We start from the raw sequence: 15,532 nt of genomic DNA, 5'->3' as shown, positions 1-15,532 counted from the left end.
GGACAAGGTGGTCAGTGGGGCGTGATGGCCAGGCGCATCTGGGTCTGCACGGGGAGGCTGCCTCCGGGCCGTGGGAAGACCCAGGCCCGCGCCTTGGCCGTGAGGCACGCGCGCAGCGGCAGGCTCGCGCCCGGACCGCTGAGGACGACGTCGCTGACCGACCCCTCGGGCGTGATGGTGAGCCGCAGGGTGGCCTCGTCAAGGGGGCGACCCGCCATGCGGACGGCTCGCGACACGCAGAAGTCGAGGTCGCCTCGGTGCTGGCGCACGACGGACGACAGCACGCTCGCTGGGAGGTGCCCGCGGACCAGGCGCGAGGGAACCGGGACCTCCACCGTGGACCCCTCGGCTACGGGGCGCGTATGGACCTCGGTCGCGCGGCCTCGGGCGTCGTAGAAGGTCAGGTGCAGCGACGCGCCCTCGCGCACGGTCAGCACGACATCGGCGGTGGCGTCCCAGATGACGCTGTCGGCCTCGAAGCTGACGAACGGAGAGCGCTCTGGCGAGGGGACGTGCAGCGCGACGCCACCTTCGGGGCTCCACACGCGTGGCTCGGGGGCGAACGCCTCGCCGCTGGCGGAGCTCCAGCTGTCGCCCGGGCCGAGGATGACCAGCAGCTCGTCGCCGCGCATGACCGCGACCGAGCCTTCCACCACGCGCGCGGAGACGGCGCCGTCGTCGCGGCGAGCCACCGAGAAGCGCGTGCCGCGGACCTCGAACGCGAAGGGGGGCGCGAGCACGCGATAGGGCGTGCCCGTGGCCACCAACGAGCTGAGCGCGCCTCTCTCTACGGAGAGCACGATGCCGTCCTCTCGGGCGCGCTCCACGGTCGCTCGCCCTTCTTCGCTGAGCGCGAACCCCGAGCCCTCGCCCACGCTGAAGTGGGCGCTGTCGTGAGCGCCGGTCTCGCAGTGCTGCCCCTCCTCGACGCGCGTCCCCAGGCGCAACGGCTCGTCGTCGCTGCGTGGGGTGCCGCTCATCGCGCGGACGTGTACGTCCAAGGCGGCGGCCTCCGGGGCTGGCGGCGGCGGCTCCGCCTGCGCCGCGGGGCTCGGTGCTCGGTGTGCGACCGAGTTCGTGGGGGCGGCGCCACCAAACAGCTGGGTCGCGAGGGCGAAGCAGGCCGCCGCCGCGAGCGCTGACGCGAGCACCCAACCCTGGTCGGCGCGCTCTCGGGCGCGACGGGCGAGCACCCGGTCGGCGAGCTCGAGGGGTATGGGCGGGGCAGGGGTCAGGCGGATCTCGGTGCTGATGCGCTCGTAGGCCGTGGCCACGTCCTCCGCGACCTCGTCACCACGTGAGCCGTCCGCTGCGCCGTGGCCGTGGGCTTCGGCTGCGCCGTGGGCGTCCTGTGCGATGGCCTGTGACAGCCGCGTCCACGCGTCCCCCGCCAGCGCGGGGGCTGGGGCAGCGGCCTCACGCCGCACCCCGTCGTACACCCGCAACGCGGCCTCCGCGCGCCGGCACACGTCGCACGCGAGCAAGTGCGCACGGATGCGTCGCTGTCCGTCGCTCGAGAGCGCGCCCTGCGCCAGCGCGTGCAGCGCGTTCCACTTCGGATGGTGCGCGCTCATGGCTCACCCCCCGCTTCGCCATTGCCTTGTCCACGGAGCGCCCCGCCGAGCTCGCCCAGCAGCACCGCGAGCGTAGGCTCCTCCTCGAACATCGCGTACAGGTCGCGGCGCGCGTAGAAGAGGCGTGTGCGGACGGTCATGATGGGCGCCTCGACCACCTCGGCGATCTCGGCGGCGGCCATGCCCTCCAGGTCGTGCAGCACGAGCACCATGCGCTTCTTTTCGGACAGGCGCTCCAGCAGGCGATACAGGGCGCGGATGCGCAGCTGCCGCGCGAGCGCGTCGTCCGGTGCCTCTGGGGGCTCGGCGTTGCGCGGGAGGTCGGGGACCTCCACGTCCACCACCCTCGGCCGCGACGCCTTGCGGCGCAGGTGCATCTTCGTGATGTTGGCCGTGAGGCGGTAGAGCCAGGTGGTGAAGCGCGCGTCGCCCCGGAAGCGCGGAAGGCTGCGGTGCACGTGCAGGAACACCTCCTGCACCACGTCGTCCACTTCGGAGCTGTGGCCCAGGAAGCGAAACACGATGGAGGCCACGCGGTCCTTGTGCTGCGCGAAGAGCTCACGGAACGCGGCGGCGTCGCCCTCTTGGGCGCGTTGCACCAGCGGGTCCACACCGACCGGTCGTTCGGTGGCGCGGAACTCCACCGAGGGCACGGTGGGCGCGAGCTCCGGGTATGTGGGCGTGATGCGCATGACGTCGCGGCTTCGTTGCATCACAGGGTGCCCCAGTTCAGGGCGCGAGGAAACGGTCGAGGCCGGTCCGGCGCGTACATCACCTCACACATGCACGGTGCGGCGGCGCGTATCCCGCGGACGAGTGCCTGGGTATACGCCTACATGACTCCCAATACCCCGCTCTCTGTCGTCGTCTCCACGCTGTTGTTCGCGGGTATCGTCCTCTCTGGCTGCAAGAGTTCAGGGGAACGAGCATGTGACGTGTCGGACCCGCAGTGCGGGAACGGGCTCGTCTGCCTGGCGCTCGACGGCGCCGATGCCACGTGCACCGAGACCTGCGACCCATCGGACGAGGACGCGTGTGCAGACGGCGCGGTCTGCGACCCGCTGGCGTCGGGCGAGCACGCATGCTTCGCCCCTGTCTTCATCGACGGCACGATCACGCGCGCGGAGGACGGTGCGCCGCTCCCGGGGGCGCGGGTGCTCGCCGCGGACGACGCGGGCTCGGTCGTCACGCAGGTGGCCGTGACCGACGCGGCCGGACGGTATCGGCTGGCCGTCCCCGTGGTGCGTGACGCGATGGGGGTCCCCGTCGCGGGGACCTTCACCCTGCGCGTGTCCGCGCAAGACTACCTGCCGTTCCCGAGCGGGTTCAGGCCCGCGTTGCCCATCGACGCGACCGACGCCGCCGCGGTAGTCGACGTCGGCTACGTGGCCGAGAACGGCAGCACGAGCGTGGTGTTGATCGGCGTGCCCGATGATCAGGTCGGGCTCCCCAGCATCCAGGGTGTCGTGGGAGGCACCGAGCCCGCGGGCACGCTGGTGGTGGCCGAGTGCAGCGCGCCGCCGTGTCCCTTCGGGTACGCCGACGCGGACGGCAGCTACGTGATCTACGGCGTCGCCGATGGGAGCTACAGCGTGCGTGGTTATCGCGCCGACAGCGCGCTCGTCGGCATGGACGTGACCGTCGAGGGCGTCGCGCTGGCTGGGGTGGACCTCGCCGCGAGCACCGACGCGCTGGCGACCATCTCGGGCCAGGTCCAGATCGTCAACGCCCCGGGTGGCAGCAGGACGAGCGTGGTGCTGATCCCCGCGTCGACCTTCCAACAGATCACCGATACGTTCGTACGCGGTGAGGTCGCGCCCGGGCTACGGGCGCCCGAGCCTGGCGCCGCCCCGAGCATCTCGGGCGGGTACACCATCCCTGGTGTCCCGCCTGGGCGCTACGCGGTGCTGGCAGCCTTCGAGAACGACCTCTTGGTGAGGGATCCCGACCCAGGGATCGCGGGGACGCAGATCGTCTTCGTGGACGTCGCTGGGGCCGACCTGACAGTGAGCGAGAGCTTCAAGGTGACCGAGGCGCTTCGCGTCATCGAGCCCGGTGCCGATCGACCCACCGAGGTGGCCAGCGATGCGACCGTGACGCTGGCGTGGGACGACGACTCCGGTGAGCAGTCGTACGACGTGCGGGTCTACGACGTGTTCGGTACCGAGGTGTGGCAGAGCACCGAGCCGGCCTTCATGGGCTCGGGTCACCCGAGCGTCACGTACGGCGGGCCGCTCGAACCGGGGATGTACTACCAGTGGCGCGTCGAGGCGCGCGACGGCTCCGACGATCCGCAGGCCGTGAGCGAGGATCTGCTGGGCGTGTTCTACGTTGCGCCGCTCGTCGTCGCACCCTGACCTCTGCGCGTTGCGCTGGGCCGGCGGAGTCGACGAGCCGGTCGTGCGTCGCGAAGGAGTCTCCGGCGTGCTGTCGCGGTGGAGCGTCGGGGGCGCCGTCTCGGTCCGGGGGCCTTGATGTCGTAGGGCGTCTGGAGTAGACGCCCGTCTGCTGCTGGAATCAGCGCGCGCGAGAGCTGTTCCTGTCGCGGATGGCACTTCGGGGTGCTCACCCGGTGAGCCCCCCAGTGGAGACCTACGACACGTGATCGAAGTCCAAGAACTAACGAAACGGTACGGCTCGACCACCGCGGTCGACGCCATCAGTTTCAACGTGCCGAGCGGCGAGATCGTCGGCTTCCTGGGGCCCAACGGCGCGGGCAAGAGCACCACGCTGCGCATGATCACGGGCTACCTGGCCCCGACCTCCGGGCGCGTGCGCGTCGGAGGCATCGACGTGCACGACAACCCGCGCGAGGCGCGGCGCCTGATCGGGTACATGCCCGAGGGGGTCCCGATGTACCGCGACATGCGCGTGCTCGAGTACCTCCGCTTCCGGGCGGAGCTGAAAGAGATGGGGCGGCGCGAGGTGAGCGGTGCGGTGGAGCGGGCCCTCGCCCAGGCGGACGTCACCGACGCGGCCGACAAGGTCATCGGTCGGCTGTCGAAGGGCTACCGCCAGCGCGTGGGTCTGGCGGACGCGCTGCTGACGGACCCGCCGCTGCTCATCCTGGACGAGCCCAGCAGCGGCCTCGACCCCAACCAGAACCGGCACGTGCGCGAGCTGCTGCGCGGCTTCGAGGGGCACAAGACGGTCTTCCTCTCGACGCACATCCTGCCGCAGGTGGAGAACACCTGCGGGCGCGTCATCATCATCCGCAAGGGCAAGCTCATGGCGCAGGGCAAGGCCAGTGAGCTGCGCGCCAACCCGGCAGGCACGCGCGCGGTCACCCTCGGTGGTCCGGCTTCCGCCGAGGCCTACGAGCGGGCGCTCGCGGGGGTGACGGGCGTGCGCAGCGTCGAGCGTCTTGGCGCGACGGACGGTGGACACGCCGTGCGGCTGACCGCGGTTCCCGGCGACGAGGTGCTCGAGGCGGTCTTCCAGGCGGTCGTGGCCGCGGGTCTCAGCCTGCACCGCTTGGTGCCGGAGTCTGCGTCGCTCGAGTCCGTGTTCGCGGACCTCACGACCACCGACCCGGCGGGACCTACGGACGACGCGACCGGCGAAGCGCCCGCCGACGAAGGTGTCGACGAAGCCGATGGTGCGGGCGGCGCCGACGACGAGCCCACCGACCGCGGTGCGGACGAGGGAGACAGCGCGTCATGAAGAGCATGTGGGCCATCGCGAAGCGCGACGTGCGCTCGTTCTTCGTCTCCCCGCTGGCGTGGGTGGTGCTCACCATCTGGATGCTGGTGTGCGGCGGGCAGTTCTACATCATGTGCGGCTGGTTCGCGCAGAACCCCTCGGGCGGCGGCAGCGACAACCCCGTGGCGTTCTTCTACGGCGGCACTGTGCTGTTCTTCATCGCGCTGCTGGTGTTCGTGCCCGTCCTCACCATGCGCCTCCTGGCGGAAGAGCGGCAGTCCGGCATCGACGAAGCCATGCTCACCACACCGGTCACCCCGCTGGCCATGGTCATGGGCAAGTACCTCGCGGCCATGACCTACTGGGCGGCGATGTGGGTGCCCACGCTCATGTACGTGTGGATCTGCAAGAACTTCGGCTACGCGGACTGGGGGGCCACGGGAGCCATCTTCGTCGGCGTGTTCGGCATCGGCCTGCACTACATGGCCATCGGCCTGCTCTCGAGCGCCATCGCGTCCAGTCAGCTGGTGGCCGCCGTCATCGCGTTCTTCGTGCTCAGCACGCTCTTCGTGCTCGGCATCGCCAGCAGCGTCCTGCCCGACTGGGCCGAGGTCCTCAACTACATCAGCGTCATGGAGCACATGCGGGCCTACTCGCGCGGCATCGTGGACAGCCGCTACCTGGCGTTCGACGTGCTGACCGCGGCGCTCGCCTTGTTCCTCAGCGTGCGCGTCGTGGACGCCCGGAGGTACCAGTGACCGCCCCTTCGAACGAGCCCGCCGCGTCCAGCGTGGCCGAGGCCGTGCCCAGCGAGGACCGCTTCCTCGCACACCGTACACGCGGCGTCGTCGGCAGCATCCTCACCGTGTGGATCCTGCTCATGCTCGCGTACCTCTCGTTCCGCCACTTCGAGCGCTGGGACTGGACCAGCGAGGCGCGCTACACGCTCTCGGGCGAGAGCCTGCGCGTGCTGGCCGAGCTCGATCAAGACGTGGAGATCTACCTGTTCGTGCCCGAGGGGCAGCACGATCTCGAGGACTTCGAGGAGCTGGTCGCGAACTATCAGGCCGCGTCGCCGCGCATCACCGTGCGGCGCATCAGCCCAGACCGTCAGGCAGGCGAGTTCCGGCTGCTGGCGCAGCGCTTCCAGCTCAACCAGGGCAGCGTCAACGGCTCGACCATCGCGGACGTCGCGGCCGTGGTGGTGGCGGGCCAGCGGCACTGGAAGGTGGACTACGAGGACCTGCGCGCCCCCGACATGTCGAGCTTCGACGACGAGGACGGCCCCAAGATCGATGTGCGCGCGGAGGAGAGCTTCACCGGAGCCATCGTGGAGGTCACGTCGGGGACACCGACGCGTGTGTGCGTCCTCTCGGGGCACGGGGAGCTGGGCGTGGCCAACGGGCCGCGCTCCATCTCCGGTCTTCGCGACCGTCTCGACCGCATGAACGTCGATGTGGAGCAGCTGGCCCCGCGGGCCGACATCCCCGACCACTGCGCGGCCCTGTTCGTGCTCGGCCCCGAGACGCCGGTGCCGGCCGAGGACGTGCGGCGCGTCCAGGAGTACCTCGAGCGCGGCGGAAACGTGTTCTTGGCGCTCGACCCGGTCCTCAGCCAGGGCGAGCGGCTGCTGCCGACCGGCTTCGAGGCCTTCGCACGCAGCCACGGCATCCTCATCGGCAACGACCTGGTGCTGGAGCTGGACCCGCAGCGCCTCGGCGCGGGCGACCCGCTCAACGCGTTCTTCGTGTTCGACCAGGCGCAGCACGAGCTGCTCGAGCCCATCATCGGGTTACCCATCGCCATGATGCAGGCCCGCAGCGTGCGCGCCGTGGAGGGTAGCGGGGCGCAAGAGCTGCTCTACACGTCCGACACCAGCTACGCCGAGCAGGACCTGAGCGGCTTGCGCACCCTCGAGCCCAACGGCGACGACCTCCGCGGACCCGTGCCCCTGGCCGCGCTGGTCACGGTCGAGACGACGGCGGCGCCGCGGGCTGCGGGAGAGCCGACCGAGCCCGAGGTCGACGAAGGTGCGCCGAACGGCGGGCGCCTGGTGGTGGTGGGGGACGCGGACTTCATGGTCCCCGAGCTCATGGGGCGGCCCGAGTTCGCCAACGCCACCTTCGCGTCCGCCGTCACCGGCTGGCTCACGCAGCGCAGCGCCCTCATCGCCGTGCCGCCACGGCAGGCCAACGCTCGCCCCATGTCCATCACGGAGGGTGACATGAGCGGCATCGGCTTCCGTGTGTTGTTCTTGCTCCCCGCCGCCATGGGCTTCCTGGGCCTGTCCGTGTGGTGGTCGAGGCGTCCATGAAGACATCCACCGTCTCAGTCCTCGCGGCCATCGCGGTCGCCCTGTTCGCCTACATCATCCTGGTCGAACGACATCAGCTCACCGACATCGAGCTGGCGGGGCGTGGCTCCCGGCTCATCGAGCGGTTCTCGCAGCGGCGCGTCGAGAGCGTCGTCATCGAGCGTGAGGGCGAGCGCATCGAGCTCGTGGCGCGCAACCGTCCGGGTGACGACGACGCCGAAGAGGAGCGCGCTTGGGATCTGCGCTCGCCGCTCGAGGCCCGCGCCGACACCGAGGCCGTCGCGGCGCTGCTGGGGGCGCTCGAGTGGGCCGAGCCTCGGCGCCGGGTCGAGGGCATCGAGCCCGGGGAGCTCGCGGGCTATGGTCTCGTGGACCCGGCGGTGCGCGTGACCCTGCGCATCGCTGGCGAGACCGTGACGCTCTCCATCGGTCAGCCGGACGCCACCGAGGCGGGTCGCTACGCCATGCTGGACGACCAGAGCGTGCTGTACGTGGTGGGCGACGACGTGTTCGAGGCCGCCGACCACGACGCGGTGCACTTCCGCAACAGGGAGCTGTTCCCCGACCTGATGCTGGAGATGAACGAGATCACGCTGCGGGCTGGCGACGCCGTCACGCGTGTCGAGAAGGACGCCGAGGCCTCCGACGAGACCTGGTACCTACGCGAGCCCATCGCCATGATGGCGTCGGCCCAGCGTGTGCGGGACATCAAGCGTGCCATCAGCAGCCTGCGGGCCACGCGCTTCGCGGACGCTGGGGAGCAGTTGGGCGACGCCTACCTGCGCTTCGAGTCCCAGGCCAAGGTGAGCGACGACGCGCCCTACGCGCCCGTGACGTTGGTGGTCGGGGCCGCGTGCGGGGAGCACGAGGGGCAGCGCTATGCCCGCGCCGGGGAGGACGGACCGCTCGTGTGCGTGAACGAGCGCGACCTCGCGCCCTTGTTGCGGTCCGCGTCCGAGCTGCGCGAGCTGCGACCCATCACGCTGCCCGACACCGACATCGAGGCCATCGACCTGGTGGCGGGTGCCGACTCGCTGCACATCGAGGACGAAGACGGAGAGTGGAGCTACCGCCTGGTGCGCGGTGGCGCGGCTCCCGTCACGGGCGAGGTCGACCCCGACGCGTTCAGCGAGTGGCTCAGCGGCATTCGCTCGCTCGAGACCATCGAGGCCGAGAGCGTGGACGAGGCCGAGCTGGGTCGGCGGGGGCTGAGCGCGCCGCGCGTGACGCTCACCATGCACGGTCGCGGTTCGGCGCCGGACCACACGCTCGCCATGGGCGGGAGCGACATGCGCGGCGTGTTCCTGCGCCGCGACGAGGAGCTGGTGGCGCTGGTGGTGCCGACGGACGTCGAGCAGCAGCTCGCCGTCAGCGTGGTGCACTTCTTGCCGCGGCGGCTGCTGCGTGAGCGCGCCGAGGCGCTCGTGCAGGTGGCGACCACGGGCGCCATCGCGCAGACCCTCGAGCGCGACGGAGACGGTGACTTCGAGCTGAGCGCCCCCGTGGTGGCGCCCGCCGACGGTGCCGCCGCCCGAGACCTGGCACGTCGCCTGGCCACCCTGGAGGCCGCGCGCTTCGTGGCCGAGGCGCCCGCGCCCGAGCACGGCCTCGCGACGCCGCGGCTGACGGCACGCTTCCGCTTCGAGGGGGCGCTCGAGGACGACCAAGACGACGCGGACGAAGACGCCCATGGGGAGCACGACGGACACGACCACGGCGAGACGCCGAGCGGTCCGAGCGCGCCCCCGCGCACCCACGTGCTGAAGCTGGGCGCCGACACGGAGGGCGGCGCGTTCGCGCAGCTGGACGAGCGGCGCGAGGTGTTCGTGCTGCCCGGCGCCGTCGTCGAGCTGCTGCTCCGGGCGCTGGTGTCGAACGATCTCCTACGGACCTCGCGCGTCGACCTCGAGGGCGTGCGCCTCGAGCAGGAGGGCGTGACCATCGACGTCACGCACGACGGCGCGTTCTTCGTGGCCCGCGGCCAGCGCATCCCGGAGGAGCGCTTCGAGCCCGTGCTCATGGCGCTGGAGCGGATGCGGGCCGAGAGCGGCCGTTACGGTGTCAGCTTCGACCCCGCGCTCACCGTGGGCGTCACGCGAGACGAAAGGGCCAACGCACCTCAGCGCTACACGCTGCGGGTGGGTCCAGCGGGCGCCACGCACACGGACGTCCAGCGGGCCGACCTGAACGTCACCTTCCGGGTACCCAACGATCAGGTGGCGCCGCTGCGCGACTTCCAGCCCTGAGGTGCCGCGACCCCCGTTGCGCGCGACGCGAGGGCGCGCGCCTGGTGGACTACCGACGACCAGCGCACGTGCGTCTCGCGCGGGGTAGTCTTGCGTTCGTTGCGGCGCTCGCGTAGCACGAAGGAGGGTCTATGGAGAAGCAACACGCGACGTCGCTCACCAGAGAGCAGCGGGGCTGGCTGTGGGGGCTGGTGGTGGGTGCGTTGCTCGTGGTGCTCCCCATCGGGTATCTCGCGGTGCGCGGGCTCCACAACGAGCGGCGTCTCTCCCATGAAGCGGCACGCGCGTGTGCCCAGGTGACCGACCAGCGCATGATGGCCAGCGCGCGCCGACGGGTGTTCGAGCTGCAGTACGTCTTCTCGGTGGCCAACACGCGCTACACGCACTCGGACGAGACGGGGCGCAGCGGGCTGTGGGCGGACGTGCCCCAGCGCGAGTGGGAGCAGGCGCAGGGCGGCGAGTGTATCGAGGTGATCTACCTACCGGACGACCCCGCGGTGAACCGGCCGGCGCGTGCGACGCTCGTGAACGACCCGGTGGGCAACAAGGTGGCTGCGCTGCTGCTCTGCGCGCTGACCCTCGGGCTCTGCGGCGCTGGTGTGGTCGGGACGCTGCGCGTGGCGCGGGCGGAGCTGCACGGCTTCGAGCTCGTGGGCCCCGACGAGTGGATCCTGCGCAGCGTGCGTGGGGAGCGTCGCGTGCCGACCAGCAGCATCAAGCGGGCGGTGCTCATCATGCTGCCGCCTGCACGCGCGCACCCTCCGTGGCGCTTCGACACGGACGTGCTGAAGCTCAAGCTCGATGGGGGCGAAGAGGTGCTCATCGAGGCCCCGCCGGGGCCCATCACGAGCGCGGCGACGAGCGCGCTCGAGGCTACCGGCGACCTCTCGTGGCGCGGGCGGCGCCGCAGACGCCGCTGAGGGCGCGAAAGTTTTTTTGAGCCGCTTTCGCACGCGTCGGCATCAAGAGGGGGTCAGGCCGGTCTCGGGGACCGGCGCCTCTCCGCGCACGTCGCCGTCGTGGCCTGCGTGCGCCTTCCACCCGACGAAAGTAGGCAGAGCATGGATGACGGACGCAGCTTCTTCTATGTGGGACTCATTCGCGTGCTGGCCGCGAAGCGCGGCGGCATCCTGGCGCGGGCGATGACGTACCTCCTAGGTCAGGACACGGACGACCGGAGCGTGTGACGCGCCGACGACGGGGCACCGTCGACGCAGGCGAGGAGCCGTGTGGTGAGCAGGTACGCACGAGCGATCGCGGGTGATGTCCTGGATGCGCTCAGAGGTCGACGTGGAGCGCGAGGTCGGGAGAGCGCAGCAGATCCAGCAGGGGGTGGCTCCCTGCCCAGCGTGCGAGCTGGGTGGGGAGGGCACCCTCGCTCGCCTGCAACGTCACAGTGCCTGCCTCGGGCTGGAAGGCGAGGTCGATGACGTAGCGCTCGTGGATGGGCAGGCCCTCGTGTGGCTCCTCGTCGTCTTCGCCACCGGCCTCCATCACCTCGCGGGTGTAGTCGTGCTCGCGCGGTAGGCGCACGCAGCGCGGCGCGCCGTCCACGGCGCCACACAGCACGGTGGACGTGTCGGACGTGAACTCGGCCTCGTTGATGCCAATGTCCGCGTCGCTGCGGTTGTGGCTGATGTCCACACGCAGGGCCGAGGGGCCGCCCGGGACGAGCGCGGTGAACTCGAGCTCGCCGACCTCCCCCTCTTCGGAGATGCCGAACGCGCCGGGGTTGTAGACGTAGAGGACGGTGCCCGCGGCGTGCCATCCGTCGCGGCCACGCAGCGCGAGCTCGAGGTAGGTCTCGGAGCCCAAGTCTCCCGTGACGACGCGGACGAGCGCCGCTTCGCTGAGCTCGGCGGAGCCCCCAGACACCTGCTGCTCGACCTCGACGTCGCACGTCCCGCCTTCCTCGTCCGCGTCCGAGGCTCCACAGCGGACCTCGCGCAGTCGCGCGACCAGCGCATCCAGGGAGGCCGTCCCCGAGGCGCGTGCGGCGGGAGCAGCGGCGGCCGCGCCGAGGCCCTCGAGACGCTCCCGCACGATCCGGTTCTCGCGCAGCATGAGGGACGTGCGGTAGCGCTCGCGCGCTTCGTCGGCGTGGGCGCGATCCTCGGCCACGCGCCCAGCGTTGTACAGGCACATGGCGAACGGCACGCGCATCGCCTCCGCCACTTGCTGAGGGTTGCCGAAGCGCTCCAGCGCCTTTCCGACCAAGAGCGCGGCCCGGTCCAGGTCGCCAGCGCGATACGCCACGAAGCCCGTCTCGCACAGCAGGCGCTCGTCGGAGGGGGCCAGCGCGAGGGCCTGCTCGAAGTGGGGGAGCGCTGCTTGGTGCTGCCCTGCCTGCGCGGCCGCGCGGCCGGCGCGGAGGGCGGTGCGCACCTGACGGCTGCGTTCGCGAGCCTCCGGGTGCTGGCGCGCCGCGGCCGCTGCGGCGCGGTCGACGGCAGCCCCGACGCGCGTGCTGCTGGGAGCGCCGGAGCTGGGCGGCTGGCCGCTCGGCTCGGCCGGAGCCGTTGGGGCCGTCGCCGTCGGCGCGGCGGGCGCACTCGGCGTCGGTGCTGCGGGGGCAGCAGCGTCACCCGAGCCGCAGGCTGCGAGCAGGGCGAACATGGAAAGGGACCAGGGCTTGGACACGCTTCTCATGGCCGCGATGCTACGCGCGGCGCGGCGGGTGGTCGAGGCCGTGCCGCCACGCGCGCCCGCCCGGTGGTCGACGCCGTGCCGCTACGCGAACGCGGTGGGTGTTCGAGGCCGTGCCGCTACCCCAACGCGTCGGTGGGGGTGCGACGCCGTGCCGCTGCCCCAACGCGTCGGTGGGGGTGCGACGCCGTGCCGCTACCCCAACGCGTCGGTGGGGGTGCGACGCTGGATGGCGGTCCACCAGGCGAACCCGTTGCCGGCCAAGACGAGGGCGGCGCCGGCCCACTGGCCGAGGGCGGGCGGGTTGTTCAGCACGAAGGTGTCCAGCACCATCGTGACGGGGATGGCGAGGTAGTAGAGCACGCCCGAGGTGGCGGGGCGCACGGCGGTGGTGACCTCGATCCACAGGTTGTGCGCGACGAAGGTGCACAGCACGCCCAGCACGGTGAGGGCCACCCACGAGCGGGTATCGAGGGCCCACGGCTGCGCGCTGGCGACGGGCACGAACACGAGCCACGCGAAGAAGAACTGCGCCGTGCTGCGGGTGGGCAGCGAGAGCCCCTGTGCGCGCTGGTGCAGCAAGGGCAGCGCTGCGTAGAACACGGCGCTGAGCATCCCCAGCACGAAGCCCAGGAACGCGTGGCCGCTGGGGTCGTAGGGAGGGGCCGCCACCCAGGCGCCCGCTGCGGAGCACAGCACGGCGACCCAGTCGCGCCCGGTGGTGGGCCGCGACGAGAACACCGCGCCCATCCACGTCACGTGCACGCCGTAGGTGCTGAGCGCGAGGATCCCCAAGCTGGCGCTGCTGAGCTGGATGGACTCGAAGTACAGGAACCAGTGCGCCCCGAAGAACAGCCCGATGATGGGCAGCACGTAGGCGGGCACGTTCGCGTCCTTGCTGCCGCGCACGATGGCGCGGAAGTCGATGCGCCGGCGCATGAAGAGCAGGGTCAGCGCGAGGCCCCACGTCAGGCGCACGGCCCCGATCTCGGCCGGGCTGCCCTGCACCATGCGGATCCACATGGGGATGGAGCCCATGAGCACGATGGTCACCAAGATCTTGGCCGGCAGCATGGGGCGCACTGTGCGGCACCGCCGAGCCGCGGTCGAACGCCGTCGGCGCCGTCGAGTGCGCGTCGCGCCCGCTCGCGAGCGTGTTGCGCGGCTGCTCGGATTGGTTGATGGTCCGCCGATGCCGAACGCTCAGTCACACACCCCCCGCAACGTCCTCGTCACCGGGGGCGCGGGGTTCATCGGGTCGCACGTGGTGCGCGTGGCGCTCTCGGAGGGCGCGAAGGTGCGCGTCCTGATCGAGCCGGGGTCTCCCGTGCAGAACCTCGAGGGGCTGGACGTGGAGCGCGTCTACGGGGACCTGATGGACCCGCCGTCCCTCGCGCGCGCCGTCGCCGGCTGCGACACGGTCTTTCACCTGGCGGCCATCTTCGACTACTGGCTGCCGCGCGCCGAGCGCATGTTCGAGGTGAACGTGGAGGGCACCGTCCACCTCATGGAGGCCGCCAAGGGTGCCGGTGTGCAGCGCGTGATCAAGACCAGCTCCATCGCCGCCGTGGGCGTGCGCCCGGGAGAGGAGCCCGCCGACGAGACCACGCAGTACAACAGCTGGGCCACCGCCGACGACTACATCCACAGCAAGTACATCGCCGAGCTGGAGGCGATGCGCTTCAACATGGAGGGCCTGCCCGTGGTGGCGTGCCTGCCCACGTTCCCCATCGGTGACGCCGACATCCGGCCCACGCCCACGGGCGAGATGGTGCGCGTGTGGGTGGACGAGGAGAACCCGGCGTACTTTGGCGGCGGGGCCAACTTCGTGAACGTGAAGGACCTGGCCCGCGGTCACTGGCTGGCCGCGCTCCACGGGCGCCCCGGTCAGCGCTACATCCTGGGCGGCCCCGAGAACATCACGTTCCAGGACCTGTCCGCGCGCATCGCCCGCGCCACGGGTGGCACCCCGGCCAAGCACGCCATCACCGGCCGCACCAAGGGGGTCATGGCGACGATGGGCCGGCTCAACGAGGCCCTCTCGAGCGTCACCAAGCAGAAGCCCGTCTTCGTCGAGCGGGGCATCAAGTTCATGGTCGACAACTACATCTACTTCGACATCACCAAGGCGCGTGAGGAGCTGGGCTACGCGCCGACCTCCATCGACGATGGCATCGCCGACGCGGTGGCGTGGTTCCAGGCCGGGCGCTCGCTCGCGAAGCGCAAGAAACGCTGACCGGCGCCCTCCGCGGGTCGACCCAGGTCTGCCGCGATGGCTGCCCGTCCGGCCCGCCGAGCACGGGAGACCACGACGAAGGGCGTGACGCCTCGAGGGTCCCGGGTGTAGCGTCGAGCGCATGACGCACAAGAGCTGCTGGGGTTCGTCGAGGTGGGCGTGGGGGTGGCTGCTGCTCGGCGCGGCGGGCGTGGGGTGCGGAGGCTCCGCTGCGTCCGGGTCCACGCCACCCATCGCCGCGGAGGTCAGCGAGGGGGCCGGTGGAGACACTGTGGCGGCCCCGGGGCGCATCGCCTGGGTGCATCAGGCGTCGGCGACGTCCTACCCCGAGAGCCTCGCGGGCTTCCGGCTGGAGCGCACCCACTGCTACGACGGAGAGCAGCTGGACTGCAGCGCGAACTACGTCGACGCGACGGGCTCCAACATCACGATGTACGTGTATCCGGTCGCGGGTCGGCACCCTGGGGCGGTCGACTCGCTACGCGCGGAGTTCGACGACGCGGCGCGCGCCATCGACCTGAGCGCCGCACCCACGACGGGGCAGGGCACGTGGCGAACCACCGCCGGCGAGTTCCCGAGCCTCGTGCTGGAGGGAGAGACGCTGCTCCAGGTGGGCGAGGCGTCCAGCATGACGGAGGCCATGTTCATGCTCAGCAGCGGCCCGGGTGAAGCCGGCGACGCGCGCATCTTGGCGATGGGGCCCGACCGCTTCGTGGTGGCGGTGGCGCGCTCGACGTACCTGGTCGTCACGCAGGTGGGCCCCTGGTACGTGAAGTGGCGCTACACCCGGCGCGGCCAAGTCGGCCCGGACCAGGGCGAGCTGGGCGCGTTCATCCGCGGCGCGCCCGTGCCCGGCGTGCGTTGAGCGCGTGCG

The 15,532-nt window shown here is 71.4% G+C and carries 12 protein-coding genes; 8 read left to right on the top strand and 4 right to left on the bottom strand.

Translation table 11 applies throughout. The features are described 5' to 3' along the window. Positions 1-11: 11 nt before the first annotated feature. Together H6726_24915 and H6726_24910 are read right to left on the bottom strand one after the other, a co-directional pair. Positions 12-1,574, bottom strand: a complete 1,563-nt coding sequence (locus H6726_24915) for a FecR domain-containing protein (protein MCB9660912.1) — start codon at positions 1,572-1,574, stop codon at positions 12-14. Then, entirely contained in the window at positions 1,571-2,266 is a 696-nt protein-coding gene (locus H6726_24910) for a sigma-70 family RNA polymerase sigma factor (GenBank protein ID MCB9660911.1), read from the bottom strand. The genes H6726_24915 and H6726_24910 overlap by 4 nt, the downstream gene beginning before the upstream one ends. A 144-nt stretch (positions 2,267-2,410) precedes the next feature. Here H6726_24910 and H6726_24905 point away from each other — a divergent pair, with 144 nt between their 5' ends. The 6 genes from H6726_24905 to H6726_24880 all read left to right on the top strand — a co-directional run bounded on the left by H6726_24905 (position 2,411) and on the right by H6726_24880 (position 10,696). Next, the gene (locus H6726_24905) at positions 2,411-3,931 is read left to right on the top strand and encodes a hypothetical protein (GenBank protein ID MCB9660910.1); all 1,521 of its coding nucleotides are present in this window, start codon (positions 2,411-2,413) and stop codon (positions 3,929-3,931) included. 244 nt (positions 3,932-4,175) lie between these two features. Beyond that, positions 4,176-5,237 carry an ABC transporter ATP-binding protein gene (locus H6726_24900; protein ID MCB9660909.1) on the top strand — a complete coding sequence of 354 codons (1,062 nt, stop codon included), beginning with the start codon at positions 4,176-4,178 and terminating at the stop codon, positions 5,235-5,237. Continuing rightward, a complete protein-coding gene (locus H6726_24895) occupies positions 5,234-5,974 on the top strand; it encodes an ABC transporter permease (protein MCB9660908.1) in 741 nt (246 codons plus the stop codon). Before H6726_24900 ends, H6726_24895 begins: the two co-directional genes overlap by 4 nt. Beyond that, entirely contained in the window at positions 5,971-7,530 is a 1,560-nt protein-coding gene (locus tag H6726_24890) for a GldG family protein (protein MCB9660907.1), read from the top strand. The genes H6726_24895 and H6726_24890 overlap by 4 nt, the downstream gene beginning before the upstream one ends. Beyond that, positions 7,527-9,776, top strand: coding sequence for a DUF4340 domain-containing protein (locus tag H6726_24885; GenBank protein ID MCB9660906.1), 2,250 nt, complete (start codon positions 7,527-7,529; stop codon positions 9,774-9,776). Before H6726_24890 ends, H6726_24885 begins: the two co-directional genes overlap by 4 nt. 131 nt (positions 9,777-9,907) lie before the next feature. Beyond that, positions 9,908-10,696 carry a DUF3592 domain-containing protein gene (locus H6726_24880; GenBank protein ID MCB9660905.1) on the top strand — a complete coding sequence of 263 codons (789 nt, stop codon included), beginning with the start codon at positions 9,908-9,910 and terminating at the stop codon, positions 10,694-10,696. Between the two features lie 358 nt (positions 10,697-11,054). Here the strand turns inward: H6726_24880 and H6726_24875 are convergent, their stop codons facing one another. Both H6726_24875 and H6726_24870 read right to left on the bottom strand, forming a co-directional pair. Beyond that, on the bottom strand, positions 11,055-12,425 hold the full coding sequence (locus tag H6726_24875; GenBank protein ID MCB9660904.1) for a tetratricopeptide repeat protein: 1,371 nt from the start codon (positions 12,423-12,425) through the stop codon (positions 11,055-11,057). 192 nt (positions 12,426-12,617) lie between these two features. Further along, the gene (locus tag H6726_24870; protein MCB9660903.1) at positions 12,618-13,496 is read right to left on the bottom strand and encodes an EamA family transporter; all 879 of its coding nucleotides are present in this window, start codon (positions 13,494-13,496) and stop codon (positions 12,618-12,620) included. Positions 13,497-13,614: 118 nt separating this feature from the next. Here H6726_24870 and H6726_24865 point away from each other — a divergent pair, with 118 nt between their 5' ends. Next, entirely contained in the window at positions 13,615-14,658 is a 1,044-nt protein-coding gene (locus H6726_24865) for an NAD-dependent epimerase/dehydratase family protein (protein MCB9660902.1), read from the top strand. Positions 14,659-14,779: 121 nt separating this feature from the next. Then, on the top strand, positions 14,780-15,523 hold the full coding sequence (locus H6726_24860; protein ID MCB9660901.1) for a hypothetical protein: 744 nt from the start codon (positions 14,780-14,782) through the stop codon (positions 15,521-15,523). Positions 15,524-15,532 lie beyond the last annotated feature (9 nt).

The organism is Sandaracinaceae bacterium (assembly GCA_020633055.1).
Taxonomy (GTDB): domain Bacteria; phylum Myxococcota_A; class Polyangia; order Polyangiales; family Houyiibacteriaceae; genus JADJJE01.
Note: the sequence above shows the minus strand (reverse complement) of the source record. Positions and strands in the feature narration are given on the sequence as shown.

Coding starts and splice junctions, on each gene's coding strand:
- H6726_24915 (MCB9660912.1), bottom strand. CDS start 1,574: ATGAGCGCGCACCATCCGAAGTGGAACGCGCTGCACGCGCTGGCGCAG.
- H6726_24910 (MCB9660911.1), bottom strand. CDS start 2,266: ATGCGCATCACGCCCACATACCCGGAGCTCGCGCCCACCGTGCCCTCG.
- H6726_24905 (MCB9660910.1), top strand. CDS start 2,411: ATGACTCCCAATACCCCGCTCTCTGTCGTCGTCTCCACGCTGTTGTTC.
- H6726_24895 (MCB9660908.1), top strand. CDS start 5,234: ATGAAGAGCATGTGGGCCATCGCGAAGCGCGACGTGCGCTCGTTCTTC.
- H6726_24885 (MCB9660906.1), top strand. CDS start 7,527: ATGAAGACATCCACCGTCTCAGTCCTCGCGGCCATCGCGGTCGCCCTG.
- H6726_24880 (MCB9660905.1), top strand. CDS start 9,908: ATGGAGAAGCAACACGCGACGTCGCTCACCAGAGAGCAGCGGGGCTGG.
- H6726_24875 (MCB9660904.1), bottom strand. CDS start 12,425: ATGAGAAGCGTGTCCAAGCCCTGGTCCCTTTCCATGTTCGCCCTGCTC.
- H6726_24870 (MCB9660903.1), bottom strand. CDS start 13,496: ATGCTGCCGGCCAAGATCTTGGTGACCATCGTGCTCATGGGCTCCATC.
- H6726_24865 (MCB9660902.1), top strand. CDS start 13,615: ATGCCGAACGCTCAGTCACACACCCCCCGCAACGTCCTCGTCACCGGG.
- H6726_24860 (MCB9660901.1), top strand. CDS start 14,780: ATGACGCACAAGAGCTGCTGGGGTTCGTCGAGGTGGGCGTGGGGGTGG.